Source organism: Mammaliicoccus sp. F-M27, from assembly GCF_022387115.1.
Taxonomy (GTDB): domain Bacteria; phylum Bacillota; class Bacilli; order Staphylococcales; family Staphylococcaceae; genus Mammaliicoccus; species Mammaliicoccus vitulinus.
In genome coordinates this window covers 110,351-130,778 of the sequence record NZ_JAJNIE010000001.1, presented here as the reverse complement: position 1 = coordinate 130,778, position 20,428 = coordinate 110,351, and the positions used below count along the sequence as shown (strand labels likewise).

18 protein-coding genes are annotated in these 20,428 nt (G+C 32.4%); 3 read left to right on the top strand and 15 right to left on the bottom strand.

Going from position 1 to position 20,428, the window contains the following annotated elements:
- Window positions 1-38 precede the first annotated feature (38 nt).
- Both LQ598_RS00800 and acsA read right to left on the bottom strand, forming a co-directional pair.
- Window positions 39-1,706 (bottom strand): formate--tetrahydrofolate ligase, encoded by a 1,668-nt coding sequence (locus LQ598_RS00800; RefSeq protein WP_107556988.1) that lies wholly within the window; start codon window positions 1,704-1,706, stop codon window positions 39-41.
- A 175-nt stretch (window positions 1,707-1,881) separates the two neighbouring features.
- Window positions 1,882-3,594: an acetate--CoA ligase gene (acsA, locus tag LQ598_RS00795; protein WP_016912533.1), complete on the bottom strand. Its 1,713-nt coding sequence runs from the start codon at window positions 3,592-3,594 to the stop codon at window positions 1,882-1,884.
- 148 nt (window positions 3,595-3,742) lie between these two features.
- Between acsA and LQ598_RS00790 the strand changes: the two genes are divergently transcribed.
- The 3 genes from LQ598_RS00790 to LQ598_RS00780 are packed head-to-tail and all read left to right on the top strand — an operon-like array spanning window position 3,743 to window position 6,177.
- The gene (locus LQ598_RS00790; RefSeq protein WP_107537042.1) at window positions 3,743-4,378 is read left to right on the top strand and encodes a GNAT family N-acetyltransferase; all 636 of its coding nucleotides are present in this window, start codon (window positions 3,743-3,745) and stop codon (window positions 4,376-4,378) included.
- A gap of 13 nt (window positions 4,379-4,391) precedes the next feature.
- The gene (locus tag LQ598_RS00785; protein ID WP_016912535.1) at window positions 4,392-5,036 is read left to right on the top strand and encodes a CBS and ACT domain-containing protein; all 645 of its coding nucleotides are present in this window, start codon (window positions 4,392-4,394) and stop codon (window positions 5,034-5,036) included.
- Entirely contained in the window at window positions 5,029-6,177 is a 1,149-nt protein-coding gene (locus LQ598_RS00780) for an acetoin utilization protein AcuC (protein ID WP_107559106.1), read from the top strand. The genes LQ598_RS00785 and LQ598_RS00780 overlap by 8 nt, the downstream gene beginning before the upstream one ends.
- Before the next feature lie 282 nt (window positions 6,178-6,459).
- Here LQ598_RS00780 and ccpA read toward each other — a convergent pair whose 3' ends face one another.
- The 13 genes from ccpA to LQ598_RS00715 all read right to left on the bottom strand — a co-directional run bounded on the left by ccpA (window position 6,460) and on the right by LQ598_RS00715 (window position 20,361).
- Window positions 6,460-7,449, bottom strand: a complete 990-nt coding sequence (gene ccpA / locus LQ598_RS00775) for a catabolite control protein A (protein WP_016912081.1) — start codon at window positions 7,447-7,449, stop codon at window positions 6,460-6,462.
- 328 nt (window positions 7,450-7,777) lie between these two features.
- Window positions 7,778-8,857: a bifunctional 3-deoxy-7-phosphoheptulonate synthase/chorismate mutase gene (locus LQ598_RS00770; protein WP_016912080.1), complete on the bottom strand. Its 1,080-nt coding sequence runs from the start codon at window positions 8,855-8,857 to the stop codon at window positions 7,778-7,780.
- A gap of 289 nt (window positions 8,858-9,146) precedes the next feature.
- A complete protein-coding gene (locus tag LQ598_RS00765; RefSeq protein WP_016912079.1) occupies window positions 9,147-9,722 on the bottom strand; it encodes a YtxH domain-containing protein in 576 nt (191 codons plus the stop codon).
- A 64-nt stretch (window positions 9,723-9,786) separates the two neighbouring features.
- Window positions 9,787-10,338 (bottom strand): DUF948 domain-containing protein, encoded by a 552-nt coding sequence (locus LQ598_RS00760; protein ID WP_016912078.1) that lies wholly within the window; start codon window positions 10,336-10,338, stop codon window positions 9,787-9,789.
- Between the two features lie 90 nt (window positions 10,339-10,428).
- Entirely contained in the window at window positions 10,429-11,736 is a 1,308-nt protein-coding gene (gene murC / locus LQ598_RS00755) for a UDP-N-acetylmuramate--L-alanine ligase (RefSeq protein WP_016912077.1), read from the bottom strand.
- A 22-nt stretch (window positions 11,737-11,758) separates the two neighbouring features.
- Window positions 11,759-15,064: a DNA translocase FtsK gene (locus LQ598_RS00750; RefSeq protein WP_142396870.1), complete on the bottom strand. Its 3,306-nt coding sequence runs from the start codon at window positions 15,062-15,064 to the stop codon at window positions 11,759-11,761.
- Window positions 15,065-15,071: 7 nt separating this feature from the next.
- Window positions 15,072-15,677, bottom strand: coding sequence for a YtpR family tRNA-binding protein (ytpR, locus tag LQ598_RS00745; protein ID WP_107536883.1), 606 nt, complete (start codon window positions 15,675-15,677; stop codon window positions 15,072-15,074).
- A 29-nt stretch (window positions 15,678-15,706) separates the two neighbouring features.
- The gene (locus LQ598_RS00740; protein ID WP_016912074.1) at window positions 15,707-16,579 is read right to left on the bottom strand and encodes a DUF1444 domain-containing protein; all 873 of its coding nucleotides are present in this window, start codon (window positions 16,577-16,579) and stop codon (window positions 15,707-15,709) included.
- Window positions 16,580-16,735: 156 nt separating this feature from the next.
- Entirely contained in the window at window positions 16,736-17,050 is a 315-nt protein-coding gene (locus LQ598_RS00735; RefSeq protein ID WP_107559108.1) for a thioredoxin family protein, read from the bottom strand.
- Complete coding sequence (locus LQ598_RS00730; protein WP_016912072.1) at window positions 17,047-18,063, bottom strand: PTS sugar transporter subunit IIC; 1,017 nt, start codon at window positions 18,061-18,063, stop codon at window positions 17,047-17,049. Before LQ598_RS00730 ends, LQ598_RS00735 begins: the two co-directional genes overlap by 4 nt.
- A gap of 90 nt (window positions 18,064-18,153) precedes the next feature.
- A complete protein-coding gene (locus LQ598_RS00725) occupies window positions 18,154-18,882 on the bottom strand; it encodes an amino acid ABC transporter ATP-binding protein (protein ID WP_016912071.1) in 729 nt (242 codons plus the stop codon).
- Window positions 18,879-19,598, bottom strand: coding sequence for an amino acid ABC transporter permease (locus LQ598_RS00720; protein ID WP_016912070.1), 720 nt, complete (start codon window positions 19,596-19,598; stop codon window positions 18,879-18,881). Before LQ598_RS00720 ends, LQ598_RS00725 begins: the two co-directional genes overlap by 4 nt.
- A complete protein-coding gene (locus LQ598_RS00715; protein WP_016912069.1) occupies window positions 19,579-20,361 on the bottom strand; it encodes an amino acid ABC transporter substrate-binding protein in 783 nt (260 codons plus the stop codon). The genes LQ598_RS00720 and LQ598_RS00715 overlap by 20 nt, the downstream gene beginning before the upstream one ends.
- Between the last annotated feature and the right edge of the window lie 67 nt (window positions 20,362-20,428).

Genomic DNA, 20,428 nt, shown 5'->3' with positions numbered 1-20,428 from the left:
TAATTTGTCCAGACTCTTTTTTTATGCTAATAAATCATTTAGAATAAACCAACTGCAGATCCATCTTCATTAACATCCATGTTCAATGCTGCTGGCTTTTTAGGTAAACCAGGCATCGTCATAATATCCCCTGTTAATGCAACGATAAATCCTGCGCCAGTTCTAGGAGATAATTCTCTTATTGTGATATCAAAATCTGAAGGTGCTCCCATTTTTTTAGGATCATCAGTAAATGAATATTGTGTTTTGGCCATGCATACTGGATAGTTATCCCATCCGTTTTCTTTAATCGTTTTTAGCTGTTTTAACGCTTTGTCACTAAAGTGCACAGAATTTCCACCATATACTTTTTGAACAATTGTTTCAATTTTTTCCTCAATAGACATATTCAAATCATAAATCGGTGCAAACTGCTGTGGCTCTTCTAATACTTGCAACACGGCTTTAGCAAGTTCTATGCCACCTTCTCCACCTTTTTCCCATACTTCTGTAAGCGCAACTTTAACGCCGTTTTCTCGACACCAATCTAACACAATTTGAACTTCTTCACTTGTATCATGTATAAAAGCGTTAATAGCGACAACAGGTTCAACACCAAATTGCTTAATGTTTTGGACATGTCTTTCTAGATTGACTAGACCTTTTTTAACTGCCTCAACATTTTCATTTTTAAGTTCGTTTTTTTCAACGCCACCGTGCATCTTTAACGCTCTAATTGTCGCGACAATAACAACAGCACTAGGGTCAAACTCTGCTTTACGTGTTTTAATATCCATGAATTTTTCTGCACCTAAGTCTGAGCCAAATCCACTTTCTGTGACAACGATATCCGCTAATTTCCTAGCCGTATTTGTCGCAATAATGGAGTTGCAACCGTGAGCAATATTCGCAAATGGTCCACCATGTACAAATGCTGGGGTACCTTCTATAGTTTGTACAATATTAGGTTTAATTGCATCTTTCAAGATTAAAGTTAATGCACCTTCTACTTTTAAATCTCTTACTGTAACAGGCTTTTGATCAACAGAATAACCTATTGTAATGTTCGCTAAATTTTCTTTTAAATCTTTAATGCTTTTTGATAAACAGAAAATCGCCATTATTTCAGAAGCAACTGTAATATCAAATCCATCTTCTCTCGGTACACCACGTGTCGGGCCACCTAGTCCAACAATTACTTGACGTAATTCTCTATCATTCATATCAAGTACACGTTTCCATTCTATGCGCCTTGAATCAATATTCAATTCATTGCCATGATATATGTGATTATCAATAAATGCTGAAAGGGCATTATTTGCAGTTGTAATAGCATGTAAGTCACCATTGAAATGTAAATTAATTTCTTCCATAGGTAATACTTGAGCATAACCGCCTCCAGTAGCCCCACCTTTCATTCCAAAGACTGGACCTAATGAAGGTTCTCTTAATGCAACCATTACATTTTCATTTAATTGATTGAAAGCATCTGCTAAACCAACCGTAACTGTAGATTTTCCTTCTCCAGCTGGTGTTGGGCTTAAAGCTGTAACTAATACAACTTTCCCTTTTTCTTTTAAATTTTTTAACTTTGTAATATCAACTTTTCCTTTATAGTGACCATAAGGTTCTAATGCTTCATATGGTATACCTACCTTTTCAGCTATTTCACTAATTGGTCTTAAAGTACTTTGTTTTGCAATTTCTAAATCTGTTAAATGACTCAATACGTTCACTCCTTAAATTTATATTACAAATTATATGTATCATGACTTAGTCTAACAACTTTAGAATAAACAACTCATAGCAAAAAGTCGATATATAATCACATATTATTTAACTTTTAATTCATTTAAACTCAAAAAAGAACACGCCATTTAAATGACGTGAACTTTATTAATATTAATCTTCTAATGTAGATAAATCTCCAGCAGGTAAATCTAATTCCCAAGCTTTTAATACACGTCTCATAATTTTACCTGAACGTGTTTTAGGTAATTTATCTTTAAATTCAATTTCACGAGGTGCTGCATGACCAGCTAATCCTTCTTTAACAAAAATTCTAATTTCTTCTTTAAGTTCGTCAGATTCTTCATAGCCATCTCTTAAAGCGATAAAGGCTTTAATGATTTCACCTCTCACTGGGTCTGGTTTCCCGATAACGCCAGCTTCTGCTACTGCAGGATGCTCTACGAGTTTAGATTCCACTTCAAATGGTCCTACTCGTTCACCAGCAGTCATAATCACATCATCAACTCTACCTTGGAACCAATAATAACCATCTTCATCTTTGTAAGCTGAGTCACCTGAAACGTACCATTCATCATTAATGAAATACGAATCATATTTAGGTTGGTTGTTCCATACCGTTCTCATCATTGATGGCCAACCTTTTTTCAATGCTAAATTACCCATTCTATTCGGTGGTAATTCATTGCCTTGATCGTCAACGATTGCTGCTTCAATACCAGGTAACGGTTTACCCATTGAACCCGCTCTAATATCCATAGATGGATAATTGACAATCATATGTCCACCTGTTTCAGTCATCCACCAAGTATCGTGTACTCTATGGTTGAACACATGATGTGCCCATTTGATAACTTCAGGGTTTAAAGGTTCACCAACAGATAACACGTGTCTCAATGATGACAAATCATACTTGTTCACGATATCATCACCAGCACCCATTAACATTCTTAAAGCTGTCGGAGCCGTGTACCATATTGTTACACCATATGTTTGAATAAAATCATACCAGCCTTCAGGAGAGAATCTACCACCTACGATACAATTCGTTACACCATTTAACCATGGACTAAAAATACCATATGATGTTCCAGTTACCCAACCTGGGTCAGCCGTACACCAATAAATATCGTCTTCTTTAAGGTCTAATACATATTTACCAGAGATATAATGTACTACCATCGCTTCTTGTACATGAAGAACACCTTTAGGCTGTCCTGTTGATCCTGATGTGTAGTGCAATATTAAGCCATCTTCTTTATCTAACCATTCAATATCAAAGCTTTCGTCAGCTTGTTCAAACTCTTTATTAAAATCAATATATTCATCACTTACTTCATCATCTACAACAACAATATGTTCAAGATTAGGTAATTCATCTTTCGGAATTCTTCCAACTAAATCATTTGTAGTGATAATAACTTTTGCTTCACTGTTTTCAAGTCTATCTTTAACTGCTTTTTCCATAAATGCTTCAAATAACGGTCCAACAATTGCACCAATTTTTAAAGTACCTAATAATGAAAAGTATAATTCAGGTGTTCTAGGCATGAAAACAAATACTCTATCACCTTTTTTAACATTTGCTTTATTTTTCAAAACGTTTGCGGCTTTATTACTAGCGATTTGTAAATCTTTAAAAGTGTAACTCTCTTGTCTATTTTGATCTTTATAATGAAGTGCAGTCTTGTCCCCTTTACCATTATCGACATGACGGTCGATGCACTCATAGGCCATATTTATTTTTCCAGTTTCACTCCAACTGAAATTCTTTTCAATATCTTTCCAATTATGATTTTTAACTGCTTCATCATAATCAGCAAGGTTATAATTATCTTTTAATGCTTCGTATACTTCGACTTTCATTTAAATCTCCCCTTTTACAAATGTAATCGTTTCCAATAAAGCCTATTTCTATTATAATATAAATAGATGATACTTTTCAAAAAAATTTGATTATTCAAAATAAACTTTACAAATATAGGATATCATATTTAAAGAGAGGAGGTACAACATGAAACATAAAAAGACTTTTATATCTGATACGGTTACATACAATAAAGACGTTAACATCATTATAGAAGGTCCGGTAAATTCAGAAAGTTTAAAGAACATGACTTTTGACGAAGGTCTGAACAGTTTCAGAGTTCCTAAAGAACAATTTGAAGCCATCATTGAAATTTCAGAACTTCCAGAAGGCAGAATCATCATTGCACGCGTTGATCAACACATCATTGGTTATACAACTTACCTTTATCCCGACCCTCTAGAGAGATGGTCAGATGGTAATTTACCCTATATTATAGAACTTGGTGCAATTGAGCTTTCTTTAAAATATAGAAAGTATGGCTTAGGTAAAAAAATGTTGAAATTAGCTATGAAAGCGCCTGAAATGGAAGATTTCATTGTTATCACAACAGAATATTATTGGCATTGGGATTTAAAAAATAGTGGTTTAGATGTATATCAATATCAAAAAATCATGCATAAAATGATGGCTGAAGGTGGATTAGAAGTATTTGCTACTGATGACCCTGAAATTATCAGTCATCCTGCCAACAGTTTAATGGCTAGAATTGGTAAAAATATTAAACAAGAGCAAATGGAAGCATTTGATAAATTAAGATTTATGAATAGATTTTTCTTTTAGAGGAGGTAAATTTATGTTAGTTGAAAAAATTATGACATCGCCTTGCACTACTATCCAAGGTGATCAATCTATCGAAGATGCTTTAGTACTTATGACGCAAAAAGAAATTAGACACTTACCAATTGTTGATGAAGAAAACCAACTGATTGGGATAATTTCAGATAGAGATATTAAAATGGCATTACCTAGTATATTATCGGACGATGAACCTAATAAAAGTTTATCGTTATCCGTTTCAAAAATTATGAGACGTAATGTCATACGCTGTCACCCATTAGATTTTGTAGAAGATATCGCACTCGATTTTTATGAAATGTCTATAGGTTCTATTCCAGTTATTAGAGATAATAAAGTGATAGGTATTGTCACTCAAAAAGACATGCTTAATACATTTTTAGAACTTACTGGCGTTACAATGCCAGGGTCCATTATCGAAGTTCACATTGACGATAAAGTTGGTGCGCTTCATGATATTACACATATTTTTAAAGAACAAAATATCGATATTTTGAATGTCCTTGCCTATGCTGATCAAAATGATATTAACAAAAGGTATCTCATGTTACGAGTTAAATCAATGAATCCCGAAAAAATATATCAACTATTAGAAGAAAAAAATTACCATGTCATCTATCCATTTGGTATAAAAAATGACTAATGTTAAATATGTTTATTCGGAAGATTTGTTGAAATATCGTTTTTCTGATAGTCACCCTTTTAATCAAATGCGTTTAAAGTTAACAACAGATCTTCTATTCGATTTAGATGTTTTAACTTCAGAACATATCATTGCACCAAGAGTGGCGACTGATGAAGAACTCCAACTCGTACATGAACCTAACTATATAGAAGCAATCAAAAAAGCTGGCAATGGCGAATTACCTTTAGATGAATATGAAAAATATGGATTGAATAGCGAAGATACACCTCAATTCATAAACATGCATGAAAATAGCGCAAGAGTTGTTGGTGGTACATTAACTGCTGTAGATGTTGTAATGACTGGTGATGCAGTAAGAGCTTGTCATTTAGGTGGTGGGCTCCATCATGGTTTTAAAGGTAAAGCAAGTGGATTTTGTATATACAATGATAGTGCAGTTGCAATACAGTATATGCAATCAAAATATAATCAACGCGTATTGTATATAGACACAGATGCGCATCATGGAGATGGCGTACAATGGTCATTTTATACAAATGAAGATGTAATGAATTACTCTATACATGAAACTGGAAGATACTTGTTTCCAGGTACAGGTGCTCTGACAGAACGTGGAGATGGTAAAGGATTTGGAACAACTGTTAATGTGCCATTAGACGCATATACAGAAGACGACTCATACATTGATGTTTTTAAAGAAACAATCGAAGCAGTATGCGAAGCCTACAAACCTGATATTATACTCAGTGTAAACGGTGTAGACATCCATTATTTAGACCCTCTCACACATTTAAGCTGTACTTTAGATACATTATATAAAATACCTTATATCGTCAAAGACTTAGCAGATAAATATTGTGATGGGAAAATAATTATGATTGGTGGCGGTGGGTATAACATTTGGCGAGTTGTACCTAGAGCATGGTCTCATGTTTGGTTTGCTTTAAATGATTTAGAAACACCCAATAAGCCAATTCCTCAAACATGGTTACAAAAATATCAGAAGCTTGCCCCCGTGCCACTTCCAACAACTTGGATAGATGAAAAAGAAGATTATATGGATATACCAAGAAGAACTGAAATATCCGAGAAGAACAATAACACTAAGATCAGAATATTAGATTGGTTTAAAAAATAATAGAGCCATTGAATTTATCAAGTCAGGGCTCACATGATAAATAGCAAACAATCTTTATAATATTCTCCACGATTTTGTAAAGTGCTGACGCCCGAGGGAATAGTATGTGAGAGAGACTACAGGCTCGAACCATACCCCTAGGCAAGCATGCACTTTCAAAATCGTAAGATTTTAAAACAGATCACGCTACTTACTAAAAAAGACATCTTCACTAGACTTTAGCCTAGTGAAGATGTCTTTTATTTTGAACATGGGTACTTATGTCCCAAGCTATATTATAATTTATTTAGTAGTACCTCTGTATTCAACTCTATACGGTAAAATAACATTAGGTTCATCAATTTGTTCGTCATTCATATATTTAGTTAACAATCTCATACCAACTGCACCAATATCATATAATGGTTGCGTAACGCTTGATAATTGCGGTCTAACCATATGAACTAATCTCGTATTGTTAAAGCTGACAACTTGTAATTCTTCTGGAATTTTAACCCCTGCATCTTGTGCAGCATGTACAATACCAATTGCTTGCTCATCACTAATACATAAAATGACATCAGGCTTATCTTTAGAAATTGCTTCATAAGCACGGCTACCATCTTTATAAGTTTCATTACCAACAAATTTAGCGTTATCTTCAATAGCAAGACCAGCATTTTGAAGTGCAACTTCTAAACCTTTAATTGCATCATCTTGCGCTTTTTCAGAATAACCGCCACCAACAAATGCGAATTTCTTAGCACCATTATTGATAAGTGTTTCAGCAATTTGTTTACTAGCTTCTGTATAGTTAATATTAACTGAAGCAAGCTTTGAATCTTTATCATTTGTACCTGATACGACAACAGGAACAGATGATTTATCAATAAGTTCAACTGTTTCATCAGTTAACGTACCACCAAGGAAAATAATGCCATCAACTTGTTTACTTAATAAGTTATTAAAAATCTCTTGTTCCTTATCACTATCGTTATCAGAATTAGAGATAATCGTATGATATTTGTACATAGTAGCAATATCTTCTAAGCCTCGAGCTAACTCAGAATAATAAACATTTGAAATGTCAGGAATTATAACCCCTACAGTAGTCGTTTTTTTACTAGCTAATCCTCGAGCGACCGCATTTGGTCGATAATTTAATCTTTTAATTACTTCATTTACTTTATCGCGTGTCGTCGGTTTAACATTTTGGTTACCATTTACAACACGAGAAACTGTTGCCATAGATACTTTAGCTTCTCTTGCAACATCATATATTGTTATAGTCATAATATCCTCCTATCTTTGAAAACGTTTTCCAGTTCATTCTAGCACGTTTTCATGTTGTTTTCAAAACATATGAAAGCGAACTCACAATTACCCATTATAAGAGATTACAGCAGTGTTGTCGACATAATTGCTCCAAGAAATTTAGGAAATGTGTAAATTGTATATTCTTTTTCAGAAAACAAATGAACATATGACATAATTGTTACGATAGCTAGAAATTCTAGTTAACTTATTTGTAGTTGAAACCAAAAAAACTGCCGAAAAGTTTGAATCACTTTTCGACAGTCTCAACCTACTCATTAATCATTTTATAGAAAGGTTTAGTATTTTATTTTTCGTATAATTTAGCTGCTTGAACAATTTCTTTATGGAATGAATCAAATTCATTTAAGTCCATTTGTTGTCCTGCATCACTCAATGCTACTGATGGGTCTGGATGTACTTCAGCCATAACACCATCTGCACCTACTGCTAATGCTGCTTTAGCACATGGTAACATAATGTCTTTGCGTCCAGTACTATGTGTTACATCAACCATTACTGGTAAGTGTGTACCTTGTTTTAAAATTGGAACAGCAGAAATATCTAATGTATTTCTTGTTGCTGTTTCATAAGTTCTAATTCCACGTTCACAAAGTATAATATTATTATTACCTTTAGAATGAATATACTCTGCTGCATATATAAACTCTTCGATTGTTGCTGAAAGTCCACGTTTTAATAAGATCGGTTTATTTGTTTTACCTGCTTCTTTTAATAATTCAAAGTTTTGCATGTTTCTTGCGCCAATTTGGAATACATCTAAGTATTCATCAGCCATTTCAAAGTGTGCTGGGTTAACAATTTCACTTACTACGTTTAAACCATATTTATCTTTTGAATTTTTAAGAATTTTTAATCCTTCTTCGCCTAAACCTTGGAAATCATATGGTGAAGTACGAGGTTTAAATGCGCCACCTCTAATGAATTTCTCGCCTCTATCCGCAAGGTCTTTCGCTACTGTATCAACTTGTTCTTGTGATTCTACTGAACAAGGTCCAAATACGAATGTTTTTTTATTGTTACCGATAATTGCGCCATTATCAAATTGAACAATTGTATCTTCTGGCTTCAATTTACGAGAAACATATAAATGTTTTTCATTCTCTGATTTTTGTAAGTCTGTAGATGCTTTGAAGATTTCTTTAAATAGTTGCTTAATAGTATTATCGTTATATGGTCCTTTATTATTATCAATTAAATGATTCAACATTTCTTTTTCACGTTGTGGATCATATACTTGAGTACCTTGTTTACGTTTTTCTTCACCTATTTTTTTAGCTAAACTACCACGCTCTTGCAATAAAGCTAATATTTCATCATTAATGACTTCAATTCTTTCTCTTAAACTTTCTAATTCATTTGACATCCTATTCACCTCATGTAAACAATTTAACTCACATACTTTAAAGCGATAAAATATATAAGTAATTAGATGTTAGTATAACAATATAAATGTGTTGATTCAACCCTAACATCTAAATTTTTTAAATATTTCTTATTATTCAAATTATTATACTATATTTTAAGTTATAAATGGCATCTTTACAATATAAAAACAACGACTTGACTCATTAAATACTAATACTGACAATAATTTTTACAAAAAACTACCAAAAAGTCATAAAATGACTTTTTGGTAGTTTCACTATTACTATTTATTTTTTGTCAAAAGTTTTTTTCTCAACAACTGTTTTAGGACCTTTTAAATCTTCGTCTTTTACTTCTGATTTAATTGCGCCTTTTTGAGCTTTAAGTTCTTCGTTTTCAACATCATCTGCTGTTACGACACCTTTATTAGCTTTTTTCTCAGCTTGTTTTGATTGAACTTCTTCTGCTTTTTTCTTTGTTTCTGTTTTCTTTTCATCAGCTTTCGCTTTTACTTCTTCAGCTTTTTCGTTAGCTTGTACTTTCTTTTCTTCAACTTTTGTTTGTACTTCTGCTTTTTTATCTTCTGCTTGTGTACGAATTTCTTCTGCTTTTGATTGTGCTTGCACTTTCTTTTCTTCAGTTTTAGCTTTTACATCATCTAATATTTTATTTGATTTCTCACTTAAGTCATCTTGTAATTCTTTACCTGCTTTAGGTGCAAGTAATAAACCAACAATTCCACCTACAACTGTACCTAAAACTACGCCAAATACAAAGTCTCTACCGTTTGTATTCTTGTTATATTCTGCTTCGTACGTTTCTAAACCATGTGTATATAAATCTCTATTATATTTGTTTTCCATCTTTATTTCCCCCTAATTAAATTAAACAAATGCACTTATAACCTAGATTATAAGTGCATTTAGTTTATTTTTTCAATCCTGCACCAATTTTATCTTCATCCAAGTTATCACCTGATGTTGTTTTTTCATTGTAGTCTTTTGGCACTTGTGTTTCGAATTCTTCAGAAGATTTTACATCACTTTTGTATGATACATTACTTCTACGATCTCTTCTTAATTGCCATTTGTCTGCAACTTCCATTGCAACATTTGACCATTGAACTACTTGAGAGATTTTATCTTCATTTTGTGAGATATTGTGAGTAATTGAATTAGTCACTCTATCTACTGAATTATTAAGTGTTTGAACAGAATCTCCAACACCTTTAACAGCATCTACAACAGAGTTTAAACGTAATGATTTATCTTGGATATCTTCAGTTAAGCGATTTGCTTTATGAAGTAAATCCGTAGATTCACGTGTAATACCTTGTATTTGGCCTTGAATGCCATCTAATGTTTCATTAATTCCTTTAACTGTTTTTAATAGTTGCATTAAGAATAGTGCTAAAACGACACATATTACTAAAAATGCAACAGCAGCAATAATTCCTGCTATTGGTAATATCCAATCCATACTGAACGCCTCCTAATAATTATAAAACTAATCTTTATTTGATTTACTAATATTTAATACCCTCACTCACTAAATATAAACATATCAATATTAAACTGACAGGGTAGAAACATAGGCTTTTTGAATTTTTTGAATATCTCCAGCACCCATAAATAGTATAACACCATTGGTATGTTTTTGTAGTTGTGAAACTGTATCTTCACTAATTAAATCTGAATTTGGACTTAAAGCTTTTAAATCTTGAATCGTTAATTCACCTTGCTGTTCTCTAATCGATCCAAATATATCACATAAATATACTTTATCTGCAAGGTTCAAGCTATCAGCAAATTCATTCAAGAATGTTTCAGTTCTTGAAAATGTATGTGGCTGAAATACTGCTACGACTTCATTTTCTGGGTATTTTTTTCTAGCTGATTCAATTGTAGCATTAATTTCTCTAGGGTGATGTGCATAGTCATCAATTAAAATTTGGTTATCGTAAAAACTTTCACTAAATCTTCTTTTTACGCCACCAAATGTTAACAATGCTTCTTTTATATTATCAATATCTAAGTTTTCTAAATGGCATATAGCAATTACTGCTAACGCATTAAGCACATGATGATCTCCATACATAGGTGTCGTAAATGTACCAATTAGCTCGTTTTTAGATTTAAAGTACACATCAAACGTTGTACCTTTAGATGAAGTATGTATATTTTTAGCATATACATCGTTATCGTCATCAAATCCATAGAAATAGATAGGAACATCTGCTTGAATTTTTTTAAGTTCGCTATCATGTCCCCATGCCACAATAGCTTTTTTAACATTTTTAGCCATTTCTTGGAAAGCGTTCGTTACATCTTGTAAATCTTTAAAATAATCTGGATGATCAAAATCAATATTAGTCATGATTGCATAATCTGGATAGTAACTTAAAAAGTGTCTTCTATATTCACACGCTTCAAATGCAAAGTAAGAACTATCAGGGATACCCATACCAGTACCATCACCAATTAAAAATGAAGTCTTTTGGTCTCCATTCATAACGTGTGATAATAAACCAGTCGTTGATGTCTTACCATGTGCACCAGTAACTGCAACAGATGTGTATTGAGACATAAAATCACCGAGAAAGATGTGATATCGTTTAACTTCTAAACCTAACTCATATGCTTTAGCGATTTCAGGGTGTGAATCTGGAAAAGCGTTACCTGCAATGATTGTCATACCTTCTTGAATATTCTCAACGTCAAAAGGTAATATTTTTATGCCTTTATTTTTTAATGCTATTTCTGTAAAAACGGTATTTTCTATATCAGAACCTTGGACTTTATGTCCCATGTCATGCATGATTTGTGCAAGTGAACTCATACCCGCTCCTTTAATTCCAACAAAATGAAATAATGTCATTTCATGTCACTCCTTCTATTTCTTAAATGTTAGTTTCTGTTTCTTCCATCATATCTTTAGTAATTAAAACATCTCTTGGTTTAGAGCCATTAGGTCCCGAAATAAAACCTCTTTCTTCAAGGTTGTCTATCATTCGAGCGGCTCTATTGTATCCAATTTGAAAATGTCTTTGTATCAGCGAAGTAGAAATGTGACCTTCATTAACCATAAATTCACACACATCATCAAAGAGCGCATCTGCCGGTTGTTCGTTAACTTTTTTCAGCAATGTTTCTTCTTTGAATAAATAGTTAGGTTTCATCTGATTGCTTACATTTGAGACTGTTTCATCAATTTCATCATCTGATACAAATGCACCTTGAACTCTTATTGGTTTATTCATACCATTACCAAGATACAACATATCACCGTTACCAAGTAATTTTTCTGCTCCACCAACATCAAGAATAGTTCTAGAGTCAATCGAAGATGATACCATAAAGGAAATTCTAGTCGGTACATTGGCTTTTATTAAACCTGTAATTACATTAACTGAAGGTCGTTGCGTCGCAAGAATCATATGAATACCACTGGCTCTAGCCTTTTGCGCAATTCTAGCAATAGATTGTTCCACTTCTTGTGGAGACATCATCATTAAATCTGCTAATTCATCTATAACTATAATGATTTTTGCCATTCTTTGCTCGTAATTTGCTTTCTTATTAAACGCAGTTATATTTCTGACGTGTAATTCTGCAAAACGCTTATATCTTCTTTCCATTTCTTCAACAGCCCATTTTAGACTAGCTGTTGCAGCTTTCACGTCTGTTATAACTGGCGCTACTAAATGCGGCAAATTATTATATGGTGCAAGTTCCACCATCTTAGGATCAATAAGTAATAATTTTAGTTCATCTGGATGATTTTTATATAATAGACTCGTTAAAATTGCATTTATGCACACAGATTTACCAGAACCTGTCGCGCCAGCTATAAGCGCATGTGGTGTCTTAGATATATCCATTAATAATGGTTCATTATTAATCTTAAAGCCCATTGCAACAGTTAACTTGCTTTCAGATTGTTGAAAAGCTTTAGAAGTAATCATTTGTCCTAAAGGTATTTTTTTGGGACTTTGATTTGGAACTTCTATACCAACTAAACTTGTACCAGGAATGGGCGCTTCAATTCTAATGTCTTTAGCAGCTAAAGCCATTTTGATATCATCTTGAAGTGCTGTAATTTTTGACACTTTTACGCCTTTTTCAACTGATAATTCAAATCTTGTTACAGTCGGTCCTTGTATCATATTTACAACGTGAGCTGGTACATTAAAATGATAAAAAGCTTCGTCTAATTCTTTTTTCTTTTCTGCGAGCCATTCACTATTATCTTCTTGTTCCACAATATCATCTAATATTGATACTGGTGGAAGAACAAATAATGGTCCTTTACGCTTAGTTGCTTGTTCAACTTCATTGTTCGAATCGTTATCTTTGTCATCATGAGATTTTGTATCATTTGTATCTCTCGTCATTACATCTTTTTTAAATGTTTGATGTTTTCGTTTATCTGAAGGTGTCATCACAACATTAAATGGTGAAGTTTTTCTTGTTGATTTAGGTTTGAGTACAGGTTCATGCGAAGCTTTTTCTTCAGGTTTCTCAACTTCTTCTTGTTGGTCTACTACTTCAGCTTCTTCAACTACCTCTGGTTGTTCACGCTCTTCTATATCTTCTGGATGTTCAAATTCTTCTTGTTGTTCATACTCTTCTATATCTTGAGCATCTACCAGTAAGCTTTCATCTAATAATTCCAACGTTTCATCATCAGAAGTTGCTTGTTCAGGTTCATCTTCTTCAAAATCTTCAAAACTTATATCATCTTCTACAAATTGATTATGTTCATCTATTGAATTTAATGTATTGTCTTCATTTTGAAGTTCAGCATCATTCAATGTTTCATTATCATTTGTTTCTACTGTTTCGATTACATCTTGTTCTTTGTCTGGTAGCTCATACATCTCTGCATCAGAACTTGGTTCAATTGTTTCTTGATAAAGACTATCATTTTCATTGCTCTGTTGTTTATCTATTTGCTCAACTGATTCGACTTCTTCGAATGTAGAATCTTCTACCTTTTCTTCATCAAAATCATTAACAATTTTTTCTGCTTCTATTTCTAGTTCTGTCTCAGTCTTATCCTGATATCTCTCTTCTTCTAGTTCTGGTTCAGCCTTATCTTGATCATTCTCTGCTTGTTGTTCACTATTTGTTTCTTCATCAAAATCTAAATCAATTTCTTTAAATTCATATGTAGTTAGGTCATTTACATCAGGTTGTAATGACATCTTGATTTCATCGTTAGTAGAATCCACTTCATTTTGATTTTGTTCATTTTCACTGTTAATTTCACTTTCTGATTCCATTTCAACATTTTCATTAACAGGATATTCAGTCGGCTTATTTTTAATGAATGAAGCTTGTTGTTTAAAGAAATAATCTTGATTTTTAATTTGTGACTTTTCTTCATCTGATTCAAGTGATTCAAGATTTTTGAGTTCTTGTTCTCTTTTTTCTTTTAATGCTTTTTCAAACTGTTTTTTCTTTTGAAGTTTCTTTTCACGTTCTTTTCTAATTTCAGAAACAATTTGTGACGCATATATATTTTCTATGTTAATTGTGTTGTCCATCTTTGAATAAGTAGGGACATCTTGGATGATTTCACTACTTTGCTTTTTATGACTATTGTCATGATTTTCTTTGTTAGGTTCATCAGAATGACTTGATGAGCTATGATCTTTCAGTCCACTATTTGGCACTTCTTTTTGTTTGCGCATGCCGAAAATAGCTGAAGGCACTTCAGTGGCTCTAAACTTAGGTTGATGTAAAGAATTCAGTCTTTCTTCAAACAATTTATCTTCATTGTTCTTGTTAGCTTTTTTATTATTATGAGTAGATGTATTTTTATTTTTGTTATAATCCTTACTTACATCTTCATAATGGTTTTTCGATGTGTTTTTCGAAGGTTTTTGTTCAACATTTTGATTTCTTCTACGTCTTCTTCTATTAGAAGAAAATGAAGCTTCATTTTCATCATAAAATCTGTGATCATGATATTTATGTTCTGTTTCATTTTCTGAATGATACTGTTGTTCTTCATTTTCATCAGTCGATTCTTCATATTCCATTTGAATTGGGAATCTAAATTTGCCTTTAGGTCTTTTATATATTTCTTCGTTTTGAGACTCGTCTTCTGGATTATGATCTAAAGACTCTTGATCATTTTTTGGTTTTTCGTTTTTTTGATTACTTTTGGATTGTCCGAATATATCATCAAACCAACTCATAGGCTCACTACCTTTCGTCTTCAAAAAATGGTGTTCCTACAGTATAACTATCCTCTAATACCATTATACCTTTTTCATTTGGAGCACCTTCCAAATCAAGTTCTTTCATAGAACATATCATACCAGTAGAAGGAACACCGCGTAATTCTGCATCTTTAATAATCATACCACTAGGCATAACAGCTCCTACTTTAGCTACTACTACTTTTTGGTCTTGGTCAATATTTGGTGCACCACAAACAATTTGTAATGTTTCATCTCCAACGTCAACTTGGCAGATAGATAATTTATCAGCATCTGGATGTTTTGATTTTTCTGTTACATACCCTACTACAAATTTAGGTGATAAATCAGCTTCTAGCTTATAGTCGATATGATTCTTTTCTAATAAATCTTGTATACTATTGATATGTTTTTCTTGAACTTTAATGTTTCCATTACCTTCTAACTGAACATATTTAGAAGCATTAAATATATTGAAACCTACAACATTACTTTCACTTTTAATAATCGTGATATCATTTTCGTATTCATACACTAATCCCTCTGTTACAGGGTCTATCGTAACCATTAGAACATCGCCAACGCCATTTTTGTTATAAAATAAATTCATTTTTGTAAACTCCTTACAGTTTGTATTGTTTATTTTTTATTATTTTTCATATTTTTAAATATTTCTCTATTCTTTTCAAGACGATCAATTACTTCTTGATTTCTCTTACGCGAATGATTTTTACCTAAGATAAAGATTGGTTCTAAAGGCTTTTCAGGTGTATAAGAGAAAGATAAAGAAGTGATTGGAACAAGTCCATTTTGGAAAAATGACATCGTCATTTGAGCAACGATATCATAGCCAATTTCATTCTTTATATCACAAATAACTAATACATCTTGATGTGGCGTAGCTAATAACATTTCCCCTTCAATGTTTTTATAAACATCTTGTAAGAATGTCTGGTTTAAGATTCTAGAAGCATCATAACCATCATTTGTATTTACAAAATAAAATGTATTGCCTTGGACTTCATCAGATTTATATGTTGTTTTTCTTTTTTTAATGTTAAATAGCGCTTGTTCTTTAATTTGTTCTTTAGTTAATTTAAGTTCTTCTAGCATAGATTCATCAATTAAGCGATAAGTGTTCCCTAAATCTAATGCATAATAAACGTTCGTCTCAGCTGTGTGTTCATCAATTAAAAAAGGTTTACCTTCTTTAGTTTCTTTATGGAAACTTGTAGACCTTATAACCGGTAAAATTTCAATTTTATTAATTTCTTTAGTAGATTCATCTTGCATTGCGTTTATAGTCTCTGTTACGTAATAAACAATTTCTTCTATTGTTTTATCACCTTTATCCTTATATTTAGCAATAATCGGAGCTAGTTTTACAGAGAGTCCTTTTTGATTATCGATTCTTTCTATTCTTAAACTTTCATTTTCTCTATCAAACTTGAAATTTGCATCTAATGATTTCAAGCGATCTTTTAATAAATCTCTCATTTGAAAGACGTTCATACTTAACACTCCTATTTTTATACCTCTATATAGTTTACAACAAAACACAGTTATGTAACAGTGATAAACATATATAAATCAACTTAAATAAAATAAAAAAGCAGGTAAATCGAAAATAAAAGAAACTTTTTTTCGACCTGCTTTTTTTCTATTATTTTATTCGCTTAATCCATCAATAAATGAACTGATTTGAGGAATTGTTTTACGTTCTTTGCCTACATATCTTCCTAATTCTTGTTCTTTATCATAAGCGATGAAACTCGGAATACCCATAACATCCACTTCTTTACATAAATCAATAAACTCATCTCTATCTACAGATACGAATTGATATTGTTTATACTTTTCTTCAAGTGCTGGTAAATCCGGATCAATAAAGTGACAATCTGGACACCAAGATGCTGTAAACATAAATATAGTTGGTTCATTAATTAAAGTTTTAAATTCTTCAATTGAAGTCAATTGCTTCATTTTTTGACACTTCCTATCATTAGAGATTGTTGACCATCTTTTATTATATGATACTTTCTTAATAATTGATAAACAAATAAACAGATTACTGCCGGTAATAAAAAGTGGAAAAATGCGATTTGTAACAAGACTTCAGTTGAGCTGCCCATTGTCTTGATCGTCATAATTTGACCTACAAGCCCACTTGACCCCATACCTGCGCCTGCTGCATTATTTTCCATCGGCCAAAAGACCGTCATAATCGGTGCCACTACTAAACTTGCAACTACAGGGGGAATTAATATAAATGGTTGTTTTAAATAATTAGGAATTTGTAATTTACTTGTTCCTATACCGTGAGCAATTACCCCTGAAATGCCGTTGTCTCTATAACTCGTTACTGCAAAGCCAATCATATGACAACATCCGCCAATTGTCGCCGCCGCTGCTGCAGTGCCACTTAAGCCGAGCATTAAAGCTAACGCAGCGCTGGAAATCGGACTACTCAAAGTGATACCTACTAAAAAGCTTACGAACATCCCCATTAACAAAGGCTGCTGTTCAGTACTTAATTGAATCCAACTACCCAATTCTTTCATAAATATATCTATAAAAGGTGCTACAAATTTCGCAATACATGTACCAATAAATAGCGTTAAAATTGGTGACAAAATAATATCAATTTTAGTTTTACCAGAATAAAATCTACCTAATTCACTTGCAACTACTGAAGCTAAATAACTACCTACAGCGCCACCTTGCTCGTAACCATACATTCCTGTAACAGCTGTTGTAAATATAATCAATGGTGAGGCGCCTAATCCATAACTAACAGCTACCCCTACCCCAGCTCCAGTTAATGTTTGAGCTAATTTTCCTATCTCTATCATAATCGATGTATCGAAGTATGTATTTAAAGTCTGACCTAGCGTTTCTATAATGAGTCCAACAATTAAAGTACTAAATAAACCTAAAGCCATAAAACTAAGACCATCGATTATTGTTCTATTGAAAAATGATTTTACTTTCTCCATTTATTCACACTCCTTAAAAAAGATTATACTATAAAAAAGTACATGTAATTATTTAATTTCAAATAATTACATGTACTTTTATAGAATTCACTATACTTCTATAACATTAAGGAATTTTTTTAATGCATCTGTTTTAGGCTGAGTGAACAATGTTTCTGGTTCACCTTCTTCACCTATCAATCCATCATTTATGAATATCATTCTATCTGAAACTTCTCTTGCAAATCGCATCTCATGCGTAACAATGACCATTGTCATACCTTCGTTAGCTAGATCTTTAATAACTTTAAGTACATCATTAACAAGTTCAGGATCTAATGCTGATGTCGGTTCATCAAAAAGCATAACTTTAGGGTTCATAGCTAATGCTCGTGCAATTGCAACACGTTGTTGTTGTCCTCCAGATAAAGCATGTGGTCTTTGATCTTTAACACTTTCTAACCCAACTTTTATTAAAAGTTGGAGTGCTTCATCATAAGCTTTTTGCTTGTTCATTTTTTTAACAGTGATTAAGCCTTCCATTACATTTTCAATCGCTGTTTTATGTGGAAACAAGTTGTAATTTTGGAAAACCATACCAGACTGTTTTCTAACTTTAATTTGAGCTTTTTTATTATTGGATGTATATGTTTCGCCATTTACAAACACTGTACCTTCAGTTGGAATCTCTAAAGCATTTATCATTCTTAACAATGTCGTTTTACCAGAACCAGATCTACCTATTAAAGTGATCACTTCACCTTTATCTACTGAAAGATTAATCCCTTTGATTACTTCTACATCATTAAAAGATTTTTTTATATTTTGAAGTTCAATCATGAGCGATACCCTCTTTCAATATAAGATTCATAGTAAGATTGGATGACTGATATAATGAAACATACGATCCAATATAAAATCGCAACTAATACATAAATTGTTAAAAATTCATACGTAGTAGATGCCACTTCTTGCGCTTTTCTAAACATTTCAGCTACTAAAATGAAACCTAATAATGAAGTGTCTTTTATTAAGCTTAAGAAAGTATTACCTAAAGCTGGTATGGACACTCTAATTGCTTGAGGTAGTATAATTCGTTGCACTGTTTGTTTATAGTTCATACCAATTGAATACGCTGCTTCTGTCTGTCCTTTAGGTATCGACATAATGCCACCTCTTAATATTTCAGATGCATATGCACCTACATTAAGTGACAGACCTATAATTGCAGCTATAACCGGTGACAAGGTGAGTTGATTCTCTGCATTACCTGTTACCAATCTACCTAATTCGGGGATACCATAAAAGATAATGAATAATTGAACAATCATAGGTGTACCCCTAATGATTGAAACATAAAAACGGGCAATCCCTTTAAGTACTTTGCTACTAGAAATACGCATCAAAGCAGTAAGTAAAGCTAAAATTAAACCAATAACAAAAGTAACTAACGTTATAGGTATAGAATATTTAACTAAACCTTCTAGCATAGGTAAAAAAGCTTGTTTGGCAGCATTTAATGCATGAAGTTGTTCATCATTTAGGCTCTGAAACATTATCGCCAAACCATTTCTTACTTATTTTTTCTAATTCGCCATTATCTTTTAATGTTTTCAAGCCTTTATTGAAGTCTTTAATAACTTTGTCATCTTCTTTTTTACTAAAAGTAAATGCTGATTGACTTTGTTCTGCATCGCCTTCAATAGCTTTGATTTTAGCATTTGGTTTTTGCTTTTTATAATCTAAATATGAAACATTATCATTAAATGTACCTTCAACACGTTTAGATTGTAATAAATCCATAGCTTGGTTGAAACCATCTACTTTCGTAATATCTGCACCTTTAGATTTAGCAAGTTGACCATAATTAGATGTTAAAGTTTGAGCAAGCTTTTTACCTTTTACATCATCAAATGACTTAATATCTGTATTATTCTCATTAACTACTAATACACCTTTTGAATAAGTATATGGATCCGAGAATTTGTATTTAGCTTTTCTCTCATCATTAATACCTACTTGGTTCGCAACCATATCAAAGCGTCCTGCATCTAAACCTGCAAACATTGAATCCCATTGTGTTTCTTTAAACTTAACTTTATAACCCATTTCTTTTGCTACTGCTTTAGTAACTTCTACATCATAACCCGTTAACTTGTCATTTTTATCATGATAGCTAAACGGTGAGTAAGTACCTTCTGTACCAACTACTAATGTTTTATCATCTTTCTTACTGCTACTTTCTTTAGAGTCATTGCCGTTCCCACAAGCAGCTAACACTATTATTAATGCAATAATTAAAAATATACCTTTTTTCATTTATACATCCCTCTATTCTTAGTATCCTAATCGGAATAAACATAGTTTAGACCGAAATCCAACTACT

Coding starts and splice junctions, on each gene's coding strand:
- acsA (WP_016912533.1), bottom strand. CDS start 3,594: ATGAAAGTCGAAGTATACGAAGCATTAAAAGATAATTATAACCTTGCT.
- LQ598_RS00790 (WP_107537042.1), top strand. CDS start 3,743: ATGAAACATAAAAAGACTTTTATATCTGATACGGTTACATACAATAAA.
- LQ598_RS00785 (WP_016912535.1), top strand. CDS start 4,392: ATGTTAGTTGAAAAAATTATGACATCGCCTTGCACTACTATCCAAGGT.
- LQ598_RS00780 (WP_107559106.1), top strand. CDS start 5,029: ATGACTAATGTTAAATATGTTTATTCGGAAGATTTGTTGAAATATCGT.
- ccpA (WP_016912081.1), bottom strand. CDS start 7,449: ATGACTATAACAATATATGATGTTGCAAGAGAAGCTAAAGTATCTATG.
- LQ598_RS00770 (WP_016912080.1), bottom strand. CDS start 8,857: ATGTCAAATGAATTAGAAAGTTTAAGAGAAAGAATTGAAGTCATTAAT.
- LQ598_RS00765 (WP_016912079.1), bottom strand. CDS start 9,722: ATGGAAAACAAATATAATAGAGATTTATATACACATGGTTTAGAAACG.
- LQ598_RS00760 (WP_016912078.1), bottom strand. CDS start 10,338: ATGGATTGGATATTACCAATAGCAGGAATTATTGCTGCTGTTGCATTT.
- murC (WP_016912077.1), bottom strand. CDS start 11,736: ATGACATTATTTCATTTTGTTGGAATTAAAGGAGCGGGTATGAGTTCA.
- LQ598_RS00750 (WP_142396870.1), bottom strand. CDS start 15,064: ATGAGTTGGTTTGATGATATATTCGGACAATCCAAAAGTAATCAAAAA.
- ytpR (WP_107536883.1), bottom strand. CDS start 15,677: ATGAATTTATTTTATAACAAAAATGGCGTTGGCGATGTTCTAATGGTT.
- LQ598_RS00740 (WP_016912074.1), bottom strand. CDS start 16,579: ATGAACGTCTTTCAAATGAGAGATTTATTAAAAGATCGCTTGAAATCA.
- LQ598_RS00735 (WP_107559108.1), bottom strand. CDS start 17,050: ATGAAGCAATTGACTTCAATTGAAGAATTTAAAACTTTAATTAATGAA.
- LQ598_RS00730 (WP_016912072.1), bottom strand. CDS start 18,063: ATGGAGAAAGTAAAATCATTTTTCAATAGAACAATAATCGATGGTCTT.
- LQ598_RS00725 (WP_016912071.1), bottom strand. CDS start 18,882: ATGATTGAACTTCAAAATATAAAAAAATCTTTTAATGATGTAGAAGTA.
- LQ598_RS00720 (WP_016912070.1), bottom strand. CDS start 19,598: ATGTTTCAGAGCCTAAATGATGAACAACTTCATGCATTAAATGCTGCC.
- LQ598_RS00715 (WP_016912069.1), bottom strand. CDS start 20,361: ATGAAAAAAGGTATATTTTTAATTATTGCATTAATAATAGTGTTAGCT.